The following is a 17,065-nucleotide window of genomic DNA, read 5'->3' on the forward strand; positions in this document are numbered from 1 at the left end:
GTCGTCCGGACCTGGCCGTCCGGTGCGGCCCCGCTTCGTAGATCAGGCCGACGCAGCGAGCTGCTGCTCGTCCGCCATCCAGGCGGCGACCTTGTCCAGGTCGAACCGCCGGCCACGGAACCGGGTGGGCTCGACGGGGCAGCCGTTCTTCACCCACTCGTTGACCGTCCAGTTGGAGACCCCGTAGCGGGCCTGGAGCTGGGCGGTGGTGAGTAGAGGTGTCAGACCGACGGTGCGAAGCGTTGCTGTGCGGTCAGCGAGGGTGGACATCAGGGGTAGACCTTTCAACTGTGTCGGTTGAAACTGCGGGCATGTCGAAGTGCTCCTGGAGCGGTTCATCGAGGGCGGTGGCCATGAGCCACGCGGTACGGAGCCGGCACCCGGCGGTAGCAGTACCCCCACTCCCGGTGACTTTCCAGACCGTTGCCGCACTGATCCCTCGCCCGGTCGCATCCACCGCCTTGGTGGCCGCGGCAAGCTGTTCGGCGGAGAGTCCCTTCCGCTTCATCGCTTCGCGGAGTGGCCGGCCTTCGCCCTTGCGGATCAGGTTGGTCATGTGTGCCTCGCGCCAGGTGGTGACGATGCGGCCAAAGTGCCGCCGTTGACACATTTCTACTGTGTCAGTATCGGTCGGGTCAAGTGAGTAGCGGTGAGTTTCGATGAGTTCGCCTACAGGGGTGGCGCCTATTCGAATGCGTGTCCTACTGTCTGCATATGCCAAGGTCCACGGCGCGCGACGGGGAGGCCACGCGCCGTCGAAGCAACCCGGCGTGCCTCTACTTTCACTTGCAAAAGTAGAAGATCAACAGGCAATCTTGACTCTGTGGAAAGCCATAAGCAGCAACAGGAGCCCGAAGACCTGGCGCAGCTGATCGCCCGCCTCAAAGACACCTACAGTGTCAGCGACTCGGAGATCGCGCGCCGGATCGGCGTTGCAGCTGCCACCGTGAACTCCTGGGTCCACAGAAAGCGCGGCACTGGCCGCGGGCCCAACCGGGAGAAGCTCCGGGCACTGCACCGCGAGTTCCCGAAGTTCACCGAGGCCGAGATCTTCGCCGCCGCCGGCCGCAAATCCCCCGGACCGCTCAACCCCGAGGCCCGCGAGCGGATCCTCGCCCTGATCGACGAACTCACCGAAGATCAGCAAGAGATGACAGAAGTTCAGATCCGGGCCCTCGTGGAGCGCAACCGAATGTCGGCATCCTGAGTCTGACTAAACGGAATCTGTTACTCTCCGTGCACGGCAAGTGACCAAACCGCACCCCGGAAGTCGCATATTCCACTTCCTGGGGGTACGGTTCTCCACACAGCGATGCCCTCCCCCATCGGTACAGGTAACCCAACTCGCCTGCGTATACGGGGGACTCATGTGTGTCCGCGTTGTATTCACTCACCGGCTCCAGCCCCGTGACCCCTGGGATCCCGTGAGACGCGTCATCACACTCCCCGCAGCGCTCCCACCCTCCCACGCCACCATCGTGGTTCGCGCCGTCCTCAGCGAACTGGCTGTGGAACAGCCCCGATCCGGTGCAATCTGCTTCTGCGGAGAGCCGATCCAATCGGTTCCCGCAGTACCCCAGCAGCGGAGGACCAGAGTGATGACCCATGGCTCGTAGCGCAACGAACAACCCCCGACAGCTACGCAGCAAGACCTGCGGATGCCAGCAGTGCATGACGCACTACCCACCCGAGGAGCACGACCCGCGAAAGCGACGTCGCGACTGCACCGGATCGTGGCAGGCCCGCTACCGCGACCCGGCCGGGAAGCAGAAGGCAAAGAACTTCCAGAAGAAGGGCGACGCCGAGGACTTCCTCGACGACGTACGAACCCGCGTCCGGCGACGCACCTACAACGACCCGAAACGCGGCGAGATCACCCTCACTGCATGGTGGGAAATCTGGTGGCCGGCCCAGCCGACCCGAGCAGTCACAACCACAAACCGCAAGCTCTCCAACTGGAACGCCCACATCGAACCGAAGTGGGGGAAGTGGCGGCTGTGCGACCTCGAATACATGGAACTCCAGGGCTGGCTCACTCGCGAGGTGAAGGGGCACCACACCCGTAAGAAGGTGTTGGAGCTCCTCAGTGCGATGCTTCGCGGCGCGGTGAAGGACGGGAAGCGAATCCCGTTCAACCCGGCAGCCGAGATCGAGATCGAGGCACCCCCGAAGAAGCACGCTGACGATCTCCGGCCCCCGACGAGGGAACAGTGCGCGCTGATCCGCAAGCACACGCCGATGTACTACCAGCCCCTGCTGGTCTTCCTGGAGCAGACCGGTCTGCGGTGGGGTGAAGCGACCGGTCTGCGGTGGGGAAACGTAGACCTCGAAGCAAAGCACCTCAAGGTCAAGGAAGTGCTCAGCGAGGACAAAGGAACGCTGTTCCGGAAGCCTGCTCCGAAGTCGACGGCCGGGTTCCGTACCGTGCCGCTCACGCCGGATGCGATCGCGGCCGTGCTGACGATGGTGGCCCGGTGGCGGCCGAAGGACACGGTCTCTCCCTTCGGTGATGGGAGAGATCTGCACTCGGACGAGCTGGTCTTTCGCGGGCCGCAGGGCGGCGTGCTGACCCGGCACAACTTCCGGAGGACATGGATTCCCGCGATTCAGGCCGCTGGCCTGGCCCGGGAGGTCATCAATCCGGAGACGAAGCGGGTCGAGTGGTGGCCCCGAGTCCACGATCTGCGACACGTGTTCGCGACGTGGCTGAAGGATCTGGGCGTGCAGGAGAAGGAAGCGCAGACGATCCTCGGACACGACCGCGGGTCCAAGGTGACGTGGATCTACCAGCACTCGCCGGAGGACGTGGCGGCCCAGGTGCTGGCGCTGATGGCTCCGCCAGCACCCCCTGTTCGAACGCTCCGGGCTGTGGCGGGGTGAGGGTCCACATGGAGTCCACAAAACCCCCTCACGGAATCTCACCGAGACTCACCGAGATACATTTTTGCTGGTCAACCCCCCGGGCCGGCGGGCTCATTGAGGCTCATTCAGCCTCACAGGGGCTCAAGATCGCTTTCCGTTTTCTCCTAAAGCGGGTGTCGCAGGTTCGAATCCTGCCGGGGGCACCAGGCCAAAGGCCCCGGACCGGTCACGGTCCGGGGCCTTTGGCATCTACTTATTCCAAGTGGACACGACGACGGCGATGCGGTCTCCGGTACCGATCTCCTGCTGTGCGGATCAACAGCAGAGAACCTGTGCCACGGCCTGGCTGAAGTCGCCGGTCGCGAGCGCCTTGACCGGGATCGTGAAGTACAACGTTCCGGCGTCCCCCCAACCCCATCCGAGTTCGGTGTCCTCGGCAAGCTGGAGCAGATGGACGGCTGGACCGTCGGCGTCGCGGGACGACACCTTGAGCGTGTACGAGGTGTCCGGCCAGCCGAAGGCGCAGTGACTCCCGGCGGTGTTCCCGTCGAGATCTCCCATCTCATCGAGAATGAGTGATGCCGCGCCCCAGTGCTGGTCCCTGTCGAACTCCACGTCCTCGTCCTCGACGTCCCAGCAGTCCGGGAGCATGGCTGCCTCAGCCGCCTGGACAGGTACAGCCGGGTAACGTCTCGCTGGTTCGGGTGCCCTCGTCTCTACTGCCCGTGCCGGATCGACGGAAATGACGCGGTATGCCGCAGACGCGGACATGTCCAGTTGGCGGTACTCCTCGTACGGCAAGTCTGGATCGAGGTAGAAGAAGTTGAGCAGGCCGGGTCGTGTGGGCAGTTCGTTGCCCAGCCAGGTGGCCAGAGCATCGGTGTCCAGCACGGCATGCAGGGACAACGGAACCCCGCTCTGTTCGGGCCAGCAGGTCTCCGGTTCGAGGAGAGCAGGCCCACCAAGTCGGCATTGCCCAGTGGCCTGGACAGTTCCCGCTGGGCGGACCAACTGAAAGCCTCGGCGAGCCATGGCAGCAAACTGCCGACCGGCCTTCTCACCGAGCCGATCTGTGCATGCGTGACTCAAACCGGCAGGGTCATCGAACTGCATGCCAGGATCTTCACAATCTCCGCTCGGTCTCTACCACCTTGGGTACGAGGCGCGCCCCTTGCCCGCAGACGGACTCTGACATCTACGCCTGGCATCAACGGCGTCGGACAGAGGCGTACATGAGCACGCCTGTCTTGCCGCTGTGGTGCATGGCCTCCCTGCCAGGGGCAACTGCGGATCGAACTCCTGAAGCGGATGCCGCAGGTTCGAATCCTGCCGGCGGCACAGATCATCGTCATACCGGCAGGGGCGCCGTCCCGGTGAGGACGGCGCACCTGCCGGGCACCGCCGGGACTCGACCAGGCGCGGTGCGACGGTGGCCTGTGGTCGAACCGGTGTCCTCCCGCGTCAGGTCTCAGGGAAGCTCTCGGTACGCGGCTATCGGACGTCGACGAAGTCGCCGGTCGCGTTGACCGCCGGAGTCGTCGCCGTGCCCGCGAAGCTGTAGCGGAAGTAGCCGTCGGTGGAGGCGGTGACGGTCGTCCTGAGGTTGCCCGTCGAGTTGGACTTGATCGTCTTCACCGTGGTGTAGGTGTTGCTGCCCTTCTTGCGGAACTGCAGCTTCACCGACTGGTTCGCGTAGCCGTGGTACTTGTTGTCCTCCCAGTTGGCCCGGGAGAGCTTGCCGGTGACCGTGATGGTCTTGCCCTTCTTCACCGGCTCCGGCGAGGCGTCGACCGTCAGCTTCGAGTAGCGCTGCACCTTGAACGTGGTGGCCGCGTCCCGGTGGATGTAGTCGTAGTCGTTGGCGGAGACCAGCGTGCCGAGTTTCCAGGTGGCCGCCGCGCTGTTGTTGACGAAGCCGGTCGACGCCTGCGGGTCGAACGTCAGCGTGCCCGTGCAGGTCGACGTGGTGGCGCTCGCCTTGACGCATGTGATTTCGTCGTCCCAGACCTGCGCGAAGTTCGGCTTCGGACCGACGGCGCTGATGTACGTGGTCTTGGCGATGCCCGAATCGTCCGACGCGGTCACGGAGACCTTGGCGGACACCACCTTGGTGGTACCGACCACGACCGGCTTGCCGCCGTTGATGACGACCTTGTCGATCGTGATGTCGCCGCTGCCGCCGTCTTCCGCCTGGGCGGCGGTGGCGCCGATCGCGGTGGCGACCAGCGCGACGCCGGTGCCGAGCAGGGTAAGCCGCATGGTTGTACGCATGAATGTCCCCCCACGGAGTCTTTGATGGACCAGAGGGAGCGTACGGCGTCGGCCAATGGTCCACCACGCTGTCGGGGGCAGCTGCCAGTGGAGGCCGGTACCAGCCGGGCGGGCCGACGCCGAAACGCTCGCGGTCGAGCACTTTCCCCCCTGCCCCGGGCAACGTCGTCCAAGGCGGCCCGAACAGTGTCGCCGCTCGCGTCAAGTGCCTTATCTGGAAGTCCACTTGGACCCTCTGGTCCGACTGGCGCGGCCGGGGCCGCGTCACCCGTCGGTACACCACTTTCGTAGAGTCGGGGCAATGAACCCGGACCACACGCCCGACACCGACGAGCTGCTGCGCGGTACGTACGCCCGGCTGCTGCCCGCCGACTCGATCACACCCGAGATCGCCGGCTCCCTGCGCTACGCACGGCTCGTGGCCGACGGCCTCGTCTTCGCCTACGCCCTCGACCGGCCCACCGACGTACGGATCCTCACCGACCCGGACGTGGAGCGCGTCGGCCTGGAGGAGCTGGGGCAGGCGGCGTACGGGAACCTGATGCGCGTACCTGTCACACACGAGGAGATCCCCCTCGAAGGAACGATCCTGCATTCCTTCTACGGCGACTCGCACTTCGTCGGCAGCAAAGCCCTGTTCCTGTCCGCCGCGGTCCAGCAGGTCACCGGCGAGTCGCTTCCGCACTCCGGTGCCCTTGTCGTCATGCCGAGCCGCCACAACCTGGTGTACCACCCGATCGCCGACGGCACGGTGGTCGACGCCGTCAACAGCCTCGCCGCCTACGCGCTGGGGGCCTTCGAGGACGGGCCGGGCGCGCTGTCCCCGCGGGTCTACTGGTGGTACCGCGGCGGCCTGAAGTCGCTCACGGTCATCGACGAGGACACCCGGTCCTTCTCCATCCAGCCGCCGCCACGACTGCTCAGCCTGATGAAGGGCCTGGTCCGCCTCGACCGCGCCGGACGACTCGCGACCCGTACCGCCGACGAGGCAGCCGCCCCCGGCCTCGCCGAACTCGCCCGTGCCACAGCCGAGTCGACAGCAGGTCTCTCCCAGGCCCCGACCGCCGACCTGGGAGACTCCTTCGCCTCCGCCGTCGCCCACGCCCACGCCCGCTGTGCCACCGATCCCGGGGCAGCGCACATCGATACGTGGAATGCCTGGGCCACCGCCGTACAGCTCGGCTCCGCCCTCTTCACCGGTGCGCAGCCGCAGGACTGCCGACTGGGCGAGGACCTGATCCGGCAGCTGCCGGCCACCCCCGCAGCACCGCCCGCGGACGCCCGTGCCTGGCTCGACGCCCTCTACCTGGCGATCGTGTGCCGGGAGGGCGAGCGGATCCGCCGACTGTGCCAGGTGCCGCTGGAGACGCTGCGGCAGGACGACTCCGTCGACGAGTACGTGCTGTGCTGGATCGACACCCTGCAGACCTACTTCTCCGAACGCGACTCCATGGACGCGGTCGTGGAGAAGCTGGTCGCCACCATGAAGGCGTCCGGGCCCGACGTGAGTCACGCGCCGATGGAGTTCGTGAACGGGATCGACTACCAGCCGATCGCGCTCTTCCACCGTCTCATCGCGCGGGACCACGACATCTTCGCCGAGGCACTCGCCGAAGCCCTCGCGGAACACGGCTCCCACTGGGGCGAGTCGGCGGCACCGCGCGCCCAAGTGGCCCTGGGGCCACTGGCGATCGCGAGCCTCGCCTTCGACCACGGGTTCCCCATCGCTCCAAACCAGCCACACCTGCCCCTGTTCCTGCTGAACCGCGAACGGATCGAGGAGATCCCCAGCCCCTGACCCTGGTGGGGACGGAAGGCGCGTGATGCTGTGGCTTTGAGGAACCGGCAGGATCCGCACAGGCGTCGTCGCCGGAGCGACGTCGCGCAACCACATCAAGGAGGCAGGGTATGGAGCCGGACCCCTCGATAGGGGAGTTGCTGGTCACATTTCTCTTCGTGGGGATCATCGCCGTCGTGACGATGTCGTTGATCGTGTTCCCCATCATCGGGGTCGGGATCTGGACTGTGTCGCGAGTGCGCCGCAGACGTAGTCGCAGCCGTCAGTGACCGGACCGGTCAGGGTCTGCACCTGCGCATACGTGGGCCCTCCCCCGGCCACCGGCCTGCCCGCCCGGATGTCCGCCGCCGCGTCCAGCGCCGCCCCGAGCGCCGTCCGGAACAGCAGCGAGCCGAGGCTCACCCGGCGTACCCCGAGGTCACCGAGTTGGCGGACGGTGGGACCGGAGGGCGTGTAGAGAATGTTGAGAGGGGTTTCGAGCCGCTTCACCAGGGTGGCGATCTCCGAGGGATCGGTCAGCCCCGGTACGAACACACCGTCCGCGCCCGCCTGTTCGTACGCCTGGAGTCGGGACGTCGTCGCGGCCTTCTCCCGGCCGCCCAACCAGTACGTGTCCGTACGGGCGTTGACGAATAGGTGCGGTACGGCGGCCCTCACCGCGGCGATCTTCGCCGCGTGGAGCGCCACCGGAGCGAGGGTGCCGTCACTGCGGCCGTCCTCCAGATTGATGCCGACCGCCCCGGCGTCCGCCAGTTCACGGGCCAGTAGCGCCACCTCGTCGGGGTCGTCGCCGAACCCGGACTCGGCGTCCACGGAGAGCAGACAAGGCCCCGTCCCGAGCCGCCGGGCCAGCAGCAGCGTCTCTGCCCTGGTCGCTCCCGCACCGTCCGGCAGGCCCGCCGCGGCGGCCACTGCGAGGCTGGTCGTGGCGATGGCCGGAAAGCCCTGCCCGGCAAGGGCGGACGCCGAGGCATGGTCCCAGGCGTTGGGAATCAGGAACGGCGGACCGGACGAGCGGTGCAGCGCGGCAAACACGGTGGCGGCGGTGGCCATGGGCAGCGCGGCTTCGCCGGGCGCGTTGTGCGGTGTCATGGCTTCCGTGTCCGGCGTCATGGCTTCCGTGTCCGGCGTCACGGCTTCCGTGTCCGATCCGGGTGGGAAGCGGGTGCACCGGCCGCCGACAGGTCCCCCACGGAGTCCGCGTAGTACGCCGATCCCTCCAGATGGAAGGCGAGTTGGCGGAACGTCCACCCCTTTCCCGGCGACCGGTCGAGCTGGTCGGGTGTCAGGGCGTCCAGACGGTTCGCCCAGATCCTGGCCAGGCGGACGAGCCTGCTGCGCGCCTCGTCGAGGTCGGCCTCGGTGAACGGGGCGAGGTCCGCCTCGGTCGTGGTGGCGGAGGCGTGCCAGTGGTCCGGCTGCGTCTCCTCACCCACGAGTCTGGCCTCCATCTCCGCGAGATGGTCGACCATGTGGTCGGCGACACGACGGATCGCCTTGTGCGGGGTGTAGATCCGGTCGTCGGCGGGGATGGGGCGACCGTCCCATCCGGTCCAGGTCCCGGCGAGGCCCAGGACGTGGTCGACCATGGCCGTCAGGATCCGCGCGGGGTCGCGGTCGTCGGTCACCGGGGCTTCGTCGAGGGTGTCGGGGGCATCCTGCGTGACCAGGCCGGACGCGTCGGGCGCGTGCGATGCGTCGGACGTGTGTGGTGCGTCGGACGCGTGCAGTGCGTCGGGCTCGTGCAGTGCGTCGGGCTCGTGCAGTGCGTCGGACGCGTGCAGTGCGTCGGGCTCGTGCGGTGCTTCGAGTGCGTCGAGTACGTCGGGTGCGTGCTTCATGTCCGTCATGCCTCGACGCTAGATCCGTAAGGCTTCGGTGCCCGCCGAACCGTTGTCGGCGCTTCCCGGGTTCAGGACGACGTGACGTCCCTCGACCGCGGGCGCCGCCCCGGCGAGGCGCAGTTCGGGCACCAGTAGCCCTCCTGTCGGATGAATATCCATCCGAGCTCCCCGATGTACGGGGAGGCGACGGTCGCGCTGTGCAGCACATGGCCGAACAGGTCGGTCTCGATGTCCGGGGGCGGCTCGGCGACGACCAGGTCGAACACGGCTCGTGTCTGGCAGCCCCGGCGGTCGCACGCGAGGTGGAACCGCACAGGGCCGGGCGGCTCTCCGTCCGTGGTCAGGCTCATACGTCAACTATGACCGCGGAGTCGGCCCCGCGATGCGGATTCCGGGTCATCGAGCCACCGGCCCGGGATGTCACCCTCGACCGGGTGACTCCGGGGCCGGGTTCAGCGCAGTTCCTCCGGGCACGGTGTGCCGGGTGACAGCTGGTAGGGCGCGGCAAGCCGGTACACGCCCGGCCGCGGCGCGAGCAGTTCCGTCCACTCGTCGCCGTCCGCGTCCTCCTCGACCTTGATCAGGCAGCCGTTGGTGTTGAGATACGTCCGGGGGCTGTTCTCGTCCTCGCGCTGCTTGGACGCCTCGGTCTCCTGCGGCCGCTCCACGCTCTTGCCCTTCTCGTCCACCAGGGCGAGCCAGCGCGAGTACGGGATGCGGATCAGGATCCGGCCGGGTTTCTTCACATGGATGGTCAGTTCGCCGGCACCGGCCCGGTCCACGGTGGCCGGTGGGTCTGCCAGCGGTACCGGGCTGTCGACCTCGAAGAGCCGCCAGTTGGCGTCCGACCAGATCGGCTTCAGATAGGGCAGCCCCTCGTCGACCAGCTCCGCCTCCTGCACGGCGCCGGTGGAGTCCGGGGTTCCCTTGGGCAGCACCACGTAGTGCACGGCCCAGCGGTCGAGCCACTCGCGGTATTCGGCGCTGTTCAGGGTGTCGTCGTAGAAGAGCGGATTGCGTTCCATGTCCGCCTGCCGGTTCCAGCCACGGGCCAGATTGACGTACGGCGCGAGCGCGGACGCCTCCCGGTGGCTGCTGGCGGGCACGACCTCGACCCTGCCGCGTTCCGCGCCGACCTTCTGGAGCTCATTGACCAGGGGGGCCAGCTCACGCGTCCAGGAGGCGGCGGGAGCGGTCCGGACGATGTCGTCGACGCTCTTGAGGCCGATCCAGAAGTTCATCCCGACGAACGCCAGGACCAGTGCGTACCAGCGCCGGGAGCGAGGCTTCGCGTACGGCAGCGCGGCAAGCAGCACCACACCGGCGAACAGCATCGCCAGCCGGGTGACGTTCGAGCCGATCTGCGAGTCGATCACATAGGTCAGCAGCGTCCCGACCCCGTACACGGCGGCGGCGGTGCGGACCGTCTTCCAGTCGCGCGGTACGAGGACGAAGACGAGGGCCGCGAAGAGGAACGGCAGCGACAGGGTCGCGAGCGACATCGGCTGCGTGCCGGAGAACGGGAACAGCCACGCGGAGAGCGCCACGACCACGACCGGCGCCAGGCCCAGCGCGTACGCCCCGGGGCGCCGTTTGTTCAGGAAGAGCGCGGCGGCGACCACGCCGAGAAACAGTCCGGCCACGGGGCTGCTCGCCGTCGCCAGCCCGGCGAGCGGGGCGGCGACGGCCGCCTTCGCCCACCGCTTGTACCGCCAGCGGTGCGGCCAGCAGAACACCGCGGCGACCGCCCCCACCGCGAACATCATGCCGAGCCCGAACGTCACCCGCCCGGACAGCGCGTTGCACAGGTACGCGAAGACCCCGGCGAACGAGCAGGCGAGCGGGTTGCGTACGGCCCGGACCCGGACCAGGATCAGCGCCGTCAGCGCCGCCGAAACGGTCCCGGCGATCATCATCGTCGTCCGCACGCCGAGCACGGACATCAGATACGGCGACACGACGCTGTACGAGACGGGGTGCATGCCCCCGTACCAGGCGAGGTTGTACGCCGTACCGGGATGCCGGCCGACGAACTCCGCCCAGGCGTCCTGGGCCGCGAGGTCACCACCGCTGTTGGCGAAGAAGAAGAACCAGAGCAGGTGGGCGACCGCGGCGACCACGGTCGTCAGTAGGACCGGATGGCGGTGGCACCGCTGCGCGAATGCGGCCGCGGGACCTGCGCCGTCCGGCGCGGACCGCCGCGCGGAGCCCTGTTCGGGGTCCACGAGGCCCGTGCTGTGCTTCGCCCGTCGCGGCTCAGCAGTGGTCACTGCGACTCTCCCCGTCCTTGCCCGGACATGTGGTCGGAACCGACGGTGTACCGCGCGGGCCTCATGTGCCGGAAGACGCGTCCCGGGATCCACGCGTTGCTTCCGGGACGCTAGCACGCACCGCATCACTGCCCGAAAGGGGTCGTACGGAACGGGTCATTCCAAAGCGGGCTGTCGCAATCGCCCAAGATCTTTTATTCACACGATCAGGGAGTTCCCATGCGCGGATGACAAGCACGCACCGCAACGCTCGCGGCCTCGGTGGGCGTGATGGCGCTCGGCACCATGGCCGCCCCCGCCCAGGCCGCCGCCGCCGATCCGGTGGGCCTCTGCGGTTCGGGATATTCGGTCATCGACTCGCACAAGTTCCAGTCCGTCCCGGGCACCGTCTATCTGCTCTACAGCGCCAGTGCCGGCAAGAACTGCGTGGTCACGATCCGCAACACGGCCGGAAAGGCCGCCTACATGGAGGCGGGGCTCCAGGTGCAGGGCGGCGCGACCCAGTACGACAGCGGCTCCTTCACCGCGTACGCCGGGCCGGTGCGCCTGGCTGCGGGCGGCAAGTGTGTGAAGTGGGGAGGCATGCTCGGCAGTGACGAGTCGTGGACGAGCGGGTGGAGCCACTGCGGTTGACCGGTACGCCACCGGAACGAACCGGGCCACGCAGCGCCTGCCGCGCTGCGTGGCCCAGGTGCGTTCCGGACGCCTGTCTGCTCGATCAGCTGATTCGCGCCACTTTCTGGCCGAAGCCAGGAGCCTTCAGATCCTCCTGGAGCGCCACCGGGGCGCTGACCCTTCCGGTTCCCGTACCCACGGTCACCACGCCCACCTCGGTGCCCGCCGAGGCGTCGTGCGGGATCTTCTTGCCGTTGTCCGACACGGACAGCTCGACCTTGAGGCCGGGCCAGCCCTTCGCCTTCAGGTCGCGGGTCGCGACCACCGGGGTCCGGCCACCGAGACCGTCGTCCACATACCCGACGACGTCGCCCTTCTTCACGACCCGGGCCGAGGTGACGGCCTTCTGTGCGCCCTTGATCAGCTTGAGGCTGTTGTTCAGCGACATCACAAGGCTGTCGTACGGCTGGCCGGTGCCTGCCTGCTGCCCCATGACGGCGCCGTAGATCCAGAGCTTCTTCCCGTCCACGACGGTGTTCGCGGACCAGAGCAGGTTCCCGCCGGCCGGGGTGGACGAGCCGGTCTTGATGCCGCTGACCCCCGGCTCCAGCAGGATGGTGTTGTTGTTGTAGATCACCTGGTCGATGCCCGGGATCTTTATCTGCGGGGTGTCGACGATTTCCCGGAACACGTCGTTCTGCATGACCGCCCTGGCCAGCTTGAGCTGGTCCTCGGCGGTGGAGACGGTGGTCTTCTGCAGGCCGCTGGGGTCCGTGTACGTGGTGCTCGTCATCCCGAGCTCCTTGGCGGCGGCGTTCATCTTCGCGACGAACTCCTTCTCGGACGGCGAGTCCCAACGGGCGAAGAGCCGCGCCGCGTTGTTCCCGGAGGGGATCATCAGCAGCTGGAGCAGCTGCTTCTGGGTGAACTGCTGCCCCTTCGTGATCGGTGCCGTCGACTCGTCCTCACGCTTGGACTCGTCCTCCGCCTGCTGGTCGACCGTGATCTTCTCCCCCTCCTCCTTGCCGGTGAGGGGGTGGTCCTTGAGGACCACGTACGCCGTCATGACCTTGGCGACGCTGGCGATGGGCGCGGGCTTCTGCGCGCCCGCGCTGCCCATCGAACCGACACCGTCCACACTCACCGCCGACTGCCCCTGCGCCGGCCAGGAAAGGTTCAGGCCCTCTCCCTTGAAGGTGTAGGCCGGATCCACCGACAGCCCCAGCCCGGGGTCCGGGAGCGGGCGCACCATCTGCACGATCGCAAAGACGATCAGCAGAAGCAGGACCAGCGGGGTCCAGATCTTGACCCGGCGCACAGCGGTGCGGACCGGTGTCTCGGGCGGCGGAGGCGTGTTCGTCAGCTCGGCGAGCAGGTCGAGCGGCGGCTTGGGCGGCATCGGCTGCTGCGTGGTCCGCTCGGCGGTGGAGAGCGCGGGAGCGGGAGCAGTCGCGGCGGAGGCGGCCGCCGGTGCCTCGGGCTTGCGAGGTGCGGGCGCCGGCGCCCGCACCTCGTCGCCGCGCAGGGGTACGAACTTGCTGGTCCGCTCGGCGGCGGACTCGGGCTTCGACTCCGTGTCCGGCTTCTGCGCGGGCCGAGTGATCTTCAGCGCGGTCGTCGGCTGGTCGACCTTGGCCGCGGCGGGCGCCCTGAAGACGGCGGTCGGCTGATCGCCGCCGCGCTTGCCCTCGGAGGTGTCGTTCTTCTCTTCACCGTCCACGTCGTCGGCGTCGTCGGCGTCCTTCGCCCCGGCGGCGTCCTTCGCGTCGTCGGTGCGCTTGGCGTCGTCCGTGTCCTCGGCCTTCGCCGCGTCGTCCGCGCTCTCCGCCTTGTCGGCGTCGCCCGCACCGGCCGTGGCCTCGGCGCCGTCGACTTCTTCGGCGTCCTCGGTGTCCGAGGTCTTCTCGCGTGACCCGGTGACCCGGGCCTCGTCGGAAGCATCGTCGCCCGACACGGTCGCCCCGTCCGGGGCATCGTCGTCCGAAGCGTCCGCACCGGCGTCCGTGTCCGGCTCGGCCGCGCGCTCGGAGGTGGCGCCCTTCGCGTCGCCAGCGTCCTTCGAGCCCTCGCCGTTCTCGTCGCCGTCCTTCGACACCCAGGCGGCGACCGCCGCGCGCAGCCGCGCGTCGCCCGCCTCGGGCTCTGCGGCAGCGGCAGGCTCGGCAGCGTCCGTGCCCTCCGTGCCCTCCGTGCCCACTGCGCTCTCGGCGGGCCCAGGGGCCTCAGACGCCTTCTCCGGGCCCTGAGCGGCCTTCTCCGCCCCCTCGGCGCCCACAGCGGCTCCGGAGCCGTCAAGGTCGCCGGAGGCCTCGTCGTCGGAGGTCTCCCGAGCGGCCGGGCTCTCGTCGCGCTCCCCGTCCTCGTCGTCCCCGGACGGCCGCGTACGGAAGACGGCCGTCGCCGTGTCCGCCTTGCGGGCGTCTCCGTCCACGTCACCGTCGCCGGAGGAATCCGTACGGAAAACCGCTGTCGCCGTGTCCGTCCCGCCGCGGGTTTCCGCCCCGGCGGGCGGTTCACGGAAGACGGCAAGCCGCGGATCGCTCTCGCCGCGAGCCGTCCCCGACGACTTCTGCTGCTTCGACTTGTCGGGGGACTCGCCCGCCACCGATGCCTCCTCCATGCGGCACGGGGACATCCCCGCGCTGTCCGAACCATCTACCAGTGTCCCGTGTGAACCACCGGCCCGGCTGCTAGACGAGAACGACATACCTACTGGTTCCCATACAAAGCACCCAGGCACCCTCGACAGACCAATGTGAGAGGGGTCACCCTGTCATTCATCCACGCGGGGAGGCATGGATGGGCAGGAGCCGCAGAACAATTCCGGAGGAGCTTCTGCTGCTCGCTCTGGACCCGACCACGGGTACCACAGCGCAGCCGCAGTCGCTCGACCTCGGCCTCGCCGGAGCTCAGCTAGTGGAGCTGGCTCTGGCAGGACGGATAGCCCCTGACGGGGATCGTATCGCCGTGGTGATGCCACGGCCGACAGGAGATCCGACTCTGGACTCCGCACTGGAACTGCTGCGCCGACGCGGCAGCCCGGTCCGGGCGGTCCACTGGATTGGCGGGCCCCGGCTGGGGCTGCGTCAGATCTACCTCGCTCATCTGGAGCGATGCGGCATGGTGCATGCCGTGGCGGGCCAGATGTGCGGAGTTCTGCCGACAACTCGCTACCAGGCGACGGACACGGCGATCAGCCGGGACATCAGAGCCAGGCTGGACAGTGCGATCCGCACCGGCGTTCCGCCGGACCCGCGGACCGCGGCGCTCGCCGCGCTGGCCCACGCGGTCGGACTCGGCAAGCACCTGTACCCCGGGAACGAGGGGCGTTCATCACGCTCCAGGCTCCGGGACCTGATCAGGCACGACCCGATGGGCGGACTCGTGGCGCACGCCGTGATGGACGTCCAGAACGGGGCGGTCGCACAGCCACGCCGCAACCAGGCGGCCGGAATGCCGTTGCAACCGCAAGTGCAGTCGCAGTCACGTCGCGGCAGCATGGCGCACATCGCGGCCCACTAGGGCATTTCGTTCGGATCGGGCCGGAGCCAGGCATGATCCGAACGAGGGGCCCGACGGCCGCGCCCGGCGCCGCACGCACCGCAGCACACCGCACGGCAGCTCAGGGCACCACACGGCACGGCCGCATCAAGGCACGGACGCACCAATCGAATACCGCCGCACCGTCGTCCCCAAGACCCGGTTCGGGAGCCGCACCAAGCGCGGGGCAGCCGGAATCACGGCTGCCCCGCGCGCTTGCGTGTATCCATTTCCCAGCGCGGCCGGGGGAAGGGGTGGCAATCTGCTCAGCAGTAGATACGCACAGCTACATAGCCGGAGGTGCCGTTTCCGTGCCGTCCAATGTCAATCCCACCGTCAGGCGACGCCGGTTGGGCCAGGAATTGCGCCGACTGCGCGAACTCAAAGGTATGACGGCCGAGGAGGTGGCGGAGCGGCTGCTGGTGTCGCAGTCGAAGATCAGCCGCCTGGAGAACGGCCGCCGTTCCATCAGCCAGCGCGACGTACGCGATCTCTGCGGGGTGTACGAGGTCGAGGACCACCGGATCGTCGACTCGCTCATGCAGATGGCCAAGGACTCGCGCCAGCAGGGCTGGTGGCACGCCTTCGGCGACATCCCGTACAGCGTCTACATCGGCCTGGAGACGGATGCCGAGTCGCTGCGGGTGTACGAACCCCAGGTGGTACCGGGCCTGCTGCAGACGCGGAGTTACGCCGAGGCGCTGATCAACGGCGCCCTGCCGGAGGCCCCGCCGAGCGAGATCGACAAGCGCGTCAAGGTACGGGCCCGCCGCCAGGACCGGATCACCGACCCGGAGCATCCGCTGCGGCTGTGGGCGGTGATCGACGAGTCCGCGCTGCACCGGCTCGTCGGCGGCAGGCAGGTGATGATCGAGCAGTTGGAGCAACTGGTCGAACTGTCGCAACTGCCGCATGTCACCGTGCAGGTCCTGCCGTTCGAAATGGGCGCGCACCCCGGCATCAACGGGCAGTACGCCATCCTGGAATTTCCGGACGCCGCGGACTCCAGTGTCGTCTATATCGAGGGCGTCACCAGCGACCTCTACCTGGAGAAGTCCCATGACGTGCAGCGGTACAGCGTCATGTACGAGCACTTGCGGGCCCAGGCGCTGAACGTGGAGCAGACCCGGCACTTCATCAGCGACATCGCGAAGAAGTACGCCGGCGGCTCCGGCGCGTGAAACCCGGTGCGTCGGTGCGTAAAACCGGACAACCCAATGGTCCGGTATGCGGAAAATGAAGTGATGCAACGGGAAGGGCGGCGGTAAGGTACACCGCCGTCCACCCGCGGGGGAAGACCTCGGTTGTATATACCATCCGGTCGAGTGAACAGCCCCTTCACTCAAGAGACTTGGCGAGTAGCGTCGATCACGCCAAATGGAGCACTGACGGAAAGCTGTCGGTGCCCTTCACACGACTCTCTGAACCGGAGTGAACATGGCCATTCGTCAGGGTGCTACGGACAAGTGGACGAAGTCCTCGTATTCCGGGGGCAACGGCGCCTGCGTCGAAGTCAAGTCCCCTCTTGCCCAGGCAATCGCCGTACGCGACTCGAAGGCCCCCGAGGGTCCTTCGATCACGTTCGTCCCCGCCGCGTGGAACGCCTTCGTGCGTGACGTCGGCAAGGGCGCCATCGACGCCTGACCGCCGCTTTCCATCGTTCGCATCGCAGCATCGGTTCCGGTGCGTGCAGCCCTCTCGGCTGGTCCGCCGTCCTGGCCGAGGGTGCTCGATGCCTGCCCCGGGGAATTCCCGCCCCGGGGCACGCTTGTAACGCCACACGCGTCGCCGGGCACCGGGGCACATCGGCGGAATCGGCAACGGCCGCCCCGGAAAGCATCACCCCGGGAAGGGCCGGCGGAGGA

15 protein-coding genes are annotated in these 17,065 nt (G+C 68.0%); 7 read left to right on the forward strand and 8 right to left on the reverse strand.

The window, feature by feature from the left end; translation table 11 throughout:
• Nucleotides 1-42: 42 nt before the first annotated feature.
• Nucleotides 43-270: a hypothetical protein gene (locus tag ACIOHC_RS11435; protein ID WP_401842559.1), complete on the reverse strand. Its 228-nt coding sequence runs from the start codon at nucleotides 268-270 to the stop codon at nucleotides 43-45.
• 553 nt (nucleotides 271-823) lie between these two features.
• On the opposite strand from ACIOHC_RS11435, the gene ACIOHC_RS11440 reads away from it, so the two are divergent.
• Nucleotides 824-1,207: an XRE family transcriptional regulator gene (locus tag ACIOHC_RS11440; protein ID WP_401842560.1), complete on the forward strand. Its 384-nt coding sequence runs from the start codon at nucleotides 824-826 to the stop codon at nucleotides 1,205-1,207.
• A gap of 464 nt (nucleotides 1,208-1,671) precedes the next feature.
• Nucleotides 1,672-2,880 (forward strand): tyrosine-type recombinase/integrase, encoded by a 1,209-nt coding sequence (locus ACIOHC_RS11445; RefSeq protein WP_401842562.1) that lies wholly within the window; start codon nucleotides 1,672-1,674, stop codon nucleotides 2,878-2,880.
• Between the two features lie 297 nt (nucleotides 2,881-3,177).
• Here the strand turns inward: ACIOHC_RS11445 and ACIOHC_RS11450 are convergent, their stop codons facing one another.
• Together ACIOHC_RS11450 and ACIOHC_RS11455 are read right to left on the reverse strand one after the other, a co-directional pair.
• Nucleotides 3,178-3,975 (reverse strand): DUF1963 domain-containing protein, encoded by a 798-nt coding sequence (locus tag ACIOHC_RS11450; protein WP_401842564.1) that lies wholly within the window; start codon nucleotides 3,973-3,975, stop codon nucleotides 3,178-3,180.
• A 378-nt stretch (nucleotides 3,976-4,353) separates the two neighbouring features.
• Nucleotides 4,354-5,121: a calcium-binding protein gene (locus ACIOHC_RS11455; RefSeq protein ID WP_365689231.1), complete on the reverse strand. Its 768-nt coding sequence runs from the start codon at nucleotides 5,119-5,121 to the stop codon at nucleotides 4,354-4,356.
• A 313-nt stretch (nucleotides 5,122-5,434) separates the two neighbouring features.
• Here ACIOHC_RS11455 and ACIOHC_RS11460 point away from each other — a divergent pair, with 313 nt between their 5' ends.
• Complete coding sequence (locus tag ACIOHC_RS11460) at nucleotides 5,435-6,931, forward strand: immunity 49 family protein (protein WP_351075977.1); 1,497 nt, start codon at nucleotides 5,435-5,437, stop codon at nucleotides 6,929-6,931.
• Nucleotides 6,932-7,135: 204 nt separating this feature from the next.
• Here the strand turns inward: ACIOHC_RS11460 and ACIOHC_RS11465 are convergent, their stop codons facing one another.
• From ACIOHC_RS11465 to ACIOHC_RS11480, 4 genes are all read right to left on the reverse strand, one after another.
• Nucleotides 7,136-8,023 carry an isocitrate lyase/phosphoenolpyruvate mutase family protein gene (locus ACIOHC_RS11465; RefSeq protein WP_401842642.1) on the reverse strand — a complete coding sequence of 296 codons (888 nt, stop codon included), beginning with the start codon at nucleotides 8,021-8,023 and terminating at the stop codon, nucleotides 7,136-7,138.
• 38 nt (nucleotides 8,024-8,061) lie between these two features.
• Nucleotides 8,062-8,781: a hypothetical protein gene (locus ACIOHC_RS11470; protein ID WP_351075972.1), complete on the reverse strand. Its 720-nt coding sequence runs from the start codon at nucleotides 8,779-8,781 to the stop codon at nucleotides 8,062-8,064.
• 62 nt (nucleotides 8,782-8,843) lie between these two features.
• Nucleotides 8,844-9,125 (reverse strand): hypothetical protein, encoded by a 282-nt coding sequence (locus tag ACIOHC_RS11475; protein WP_351075970.1) that lies wholly within the window; start codon nucleotides 9,123-9,125, stop codon nucleotides 8,844-8,846.
• Between the two features lie 102 nt (nucleotides 9,126-9,227).
• Nucleotides 9,228-11,045: an MFS transporter gene (locus tag ACIOHC_RS11480; RefSeq protein WP_401842566.1), complete on the reverse strand. Its 1,818-nt coding sequence runs from the start codon at nucleotides 11,043-11,045 to the stop codon at nucleotides 9,228-9,230.
• 270 nt (nucleotides 11,046-11,315) lie between these two features.
• Between ACIOHC_RS11480 and ACIOHC_RS11485 the strand changes: the two genes are divergently transcribed.
• Nucleotides 11,316-11,678 (forward strand): acetyltransferase, encoded by a 363-nt coding sequence (locus tag ACIOHC_RS11485; protein WP_401842567.1) that lies wholly within the window; start codon nucleotides 11,316-11,318, stop codon nucleotides 11,676-11,678.
• Nucleotides 11,679-11,763: 85 nt separating this feature from the next.
• Here ACIOHC_RS11485 and ACIOHC_RS11490 read toward each other — a convergent pair whose 3' ends face one another.
• Nucleotides 11,764-14,265: a serine hydrolase gene (locus ACIOHC_RS11490; RefSeq protein WP_401842568.1), complete on the reverse strand. Its 2,502-nt coding sequence runs from the start codon at nucleotides 14,263-14,265 to the stop codon at nucleotides 11,764-11,766.
• A gap of 194 nt (nucleotides 14,266-14,459) precedes the next feature.
• On the opposite strand from ACIOHC_RS11490, the gene ACIOHC_RS11495 reads away from it, so the two are divergent.
• The 3 genes from ACIOHC_RS11495 (at nucleotide 14,460) to ACIOHC_RS11505 (ending at nucleotide 16,844) form a co-directional block, all read left to right on the forward strand.
• Nucleotides 14,460-15,182: a GPP34 family phosphoprotein gene (locus tag ACIOHC_RS11495; protein WP_351075964.1), complete on the forward strand. Its 723-nt coding sequence runs from the start codon at nucleotides 14,460-14,462 to the stop codon at nucleotides 15,180-15,182.
• A 329-nt stretch (nucleotides 15,183-15,511) separates the two neighbouring features.
• A complete protein-coding gene (locus tag ACIOHC_RS11500) occupies nucleotides 15,512-16,381 on the forward strand; it encodes a helix-turn-helix transcriptional regulator (protein ID WP_351075962.1) in 870 nt (289 codons plus the stop codon).
• A gap of 256 nt (nucleotides 16,382-16,637) precedes the next feature.
• Nucleotides 16,638-16,844 (forward strand): DUF397 domain-containing protein, encoded by a 207-nt coding sequence (locus ACIOHC_RS11505; protein ID WP_351075960.1) that lies wholly within the window; start codon nucleotides 16,638-16,640, stop codon nucleotides 16,842-16,844.
• Nucleotides 16,845-17,065: the final 221 nt, after the last annotated feature.

Source organism: Streptomyces sp. NPDC088252, from assembly GCF_044740965.1.
In the GTDB taxonomy this organism is placed as follows: domain Bacteria; phylum Actinomycetota; class Actinomycetes; order Streptomycetales; family Streptomycetaceae; genus Streptomyces.

Coding starts and splice junctions, on each gene's coding strand:
- ACIOHC_RS11450 (WP_401842564.1), bottom strand. CDS start 3,975: ATGCAGTTCGATGACCCTGCCGGTTTGAGTCACGCATGCACAGATCGG.
- ACIOHC_RS11455 (WP_365689231.1), bottom strand. CDS start 5,121: ATGCGGCTTACCCTGCTCGGCACCGGCGTCGCGCTGGTCGCCACCGCG.
- ACIOHC_RS11470 (WP_351075972.1), bottom strand. CDS start 8,781: ATGACGGACATGAAGCACGCACCCGACGTACTCGACGCACTCGAAGCA.
- ACIOHC_RS11475 (WP_351075970.1), bottom strand. CDS start 9,125: ATGAGCCTGACCACGGACGGAGAGCCGCCCGGCCCTGTGCGGTTCCAC.
- ACIOHC_RS11465 (WP_401842642.1), bottom strand. CDS start 8,023: ATGACACCGCACAACGCGCCCGGCGAAGCCGCGCTGCCCATGGCCACC.
- ACIOHC_RS11485 (WP_401842567.1), top strand. CDS start 11,316: ATGGCGCTCGGCACCATGGCCGCCCCCGCCCAGGCCGCCGCCGCCGAT.
- ACIOHC_RS11435 (WP_401842559.1), bottom strand. CDS start 270: ATGTCCACCCTCGCTGACCGCACAGCAACGCTTCGCACCGTCGGTCTG.
- ACIOHC_RS11495 (WP_351075964.1), top strand. CDS start 14,460: ATGGGCAGGAGCCGCAGAACAATTCCGGAGGAGCTTCTGCTGCTCGCT.
- ACIOHC_RS11460 (WP_351075977.1), top strand. CDS start 5,435: ATGAACCCGGACCACACGCCCGACACCGACGAGCTGCTGCGCGGTACG.
- ACIOHC_RS11445 (WP_401842562.1), top strand. CDS start 1,672: ATGACGCACTACCCACCCGAGGAGCACGACCCGCGAAAGCGACGTCGC.
- ACIOHC_RS11505 (WP_351075960.1), top strand. CDS start 16,638: ATGGCCATTCGTCAGGGTGCTACGGACAAGTGGACGAAGTCCTCGTAT.